Genomic DNA, 1,083 nt, shown 5'->3' with positions numbered 1-1,083 from the left:
CAGTGAGAAGGTGAAGACTATGTTCCGCAACGCACTTGAGCCGTGGCACCTGGTGCTCCTGGTTCTGGTGATCGTCCTCGTGTTCGGCTCGAAGAAGCTTCCGGACATGGCGCGGTCGCTGGGCAAGTCCGCGCGGATCCTCAAGAGCGAGGCCAAGGCGATGAAGGACGAGGGCAAGTCGGCTGCCCAGCCGTCCACCCAGCCGGCCGAGGAACAGTCCCAGGCTCAGCGCACGATCCAGGCGTCTCCCGGCGACGTGGGCAGCTCCCGGCCGGTCAGCGAGCCGACGGACACCACGACCCAGCGCTGACGCGAGGACCGGGGTTGTCCGGTCCGCTGCACGAGATGAGGATGTGGGTTGCTCAAGCCTGCCCGCAAAAAGGAGAGGGATGCCGAGGGGCGCATGCCGCTCGCGGACCATCTTCGTGAGCTGCGCAACCGGCTCACCAAGGCCGTCCTGGCGATCGTCGTCGTCACGATCGTGTGCGCCTTCTTCTACCAGCACGTCATCAACTTCGTCACCGCGCCGCTGCTGCGCTCGGTCGGCTGCAATCAGTCCTTCGGGCAGCTGGCACAGGCGAAGGGCAACACCCGCTGTGCGCACATCACCATCAGCGACCTTCTGGGGCCCTTCACGCTGGCGCTGAAGGCCTCCCTGACCGCCGGCGTGGTGCTGGCGTCGCCGATCTGGCTCTACCAGCTGTGGGCGTTCGTCGCACCAGGTCTGCACCGCCACGAGAAGAAGTACGCCTACGCGTTCGTCGGGTTCGGCGTGCCGCTCTTTCTCGCCGGCGGTTACCTCGCCTACCGCGTGCTGCCCGCCACGGCGAAGTTCATGGTCGACCTCACGCCCGCCGGTGTGGAGAACCTGCTGTCACTGGACAAGCTGCTCGACCTGGTGACGCGCATGGTGCTGGTCTTCGGCCTGGCCTTCGAGATGCCGCTGCTGCTCGTCATGCTCAACCTCACCGGCATCCTGTCGGGCCGGCGCATGCTCGGCTGGTGGCGCGGCATGGTCGTGGGTATCGCCGCCTTCGCGGCGGTGGCGACGCCCACCGCCGACCCCATGTCGATGCTGGCGCT

General features: G+C 66.9%; 2 protein-coding genes. Both read left to right on the top strand.

All coding sequences use genetic code 11. From position 1 onward, the window contains the following. The first annotated feature begins 19 nt into the window (after window positions 1-19). A complete protein-coding gene (gene tatA / locus ACFY2Z_RS41715) occupies window positions 20-310 on the top strand; it encodes a Sec-independent protein translocase subunit TatA (RefSeq protein ID WP_390749209.1) in 291 nt (96 codons plus the stop codon). A gap of 48 nt (window positions 311-358) precedes the next feature. After that, window positions 359-1,083, top strand: a 725-nt coding sequence (gene tatC / locus ACFY2Z_RS41710; RefSeq protein ID WP_390749208.1) for a twin-arginine translocase subunit TatC, incomplete at its 3' end; no start/stop codon positions are given.

It is taken from the genome of Streptomyces sp. NPDC001222 (assembly GCF_042896945.1).
Taxonomy (GTDB): Bacteria; Actinomycetota; Actinomycetes; order Streptomycetales; family Streptomycetaceae; genus Streptomyces; species Streptomyces gibsoniae.
This window is presented reverse-complemented; position numbering and strand designations above follow the sequence as displayed.

Excerpts from the sequence above, each read along its gene's own strand:
- tatA (WP_390749209.1), top strand. The coding sequence starts at position 20 with ATGTTCCGCAACGCACTTGAGCCGTGGCACCTGGTGCTCCTGGTTCTG.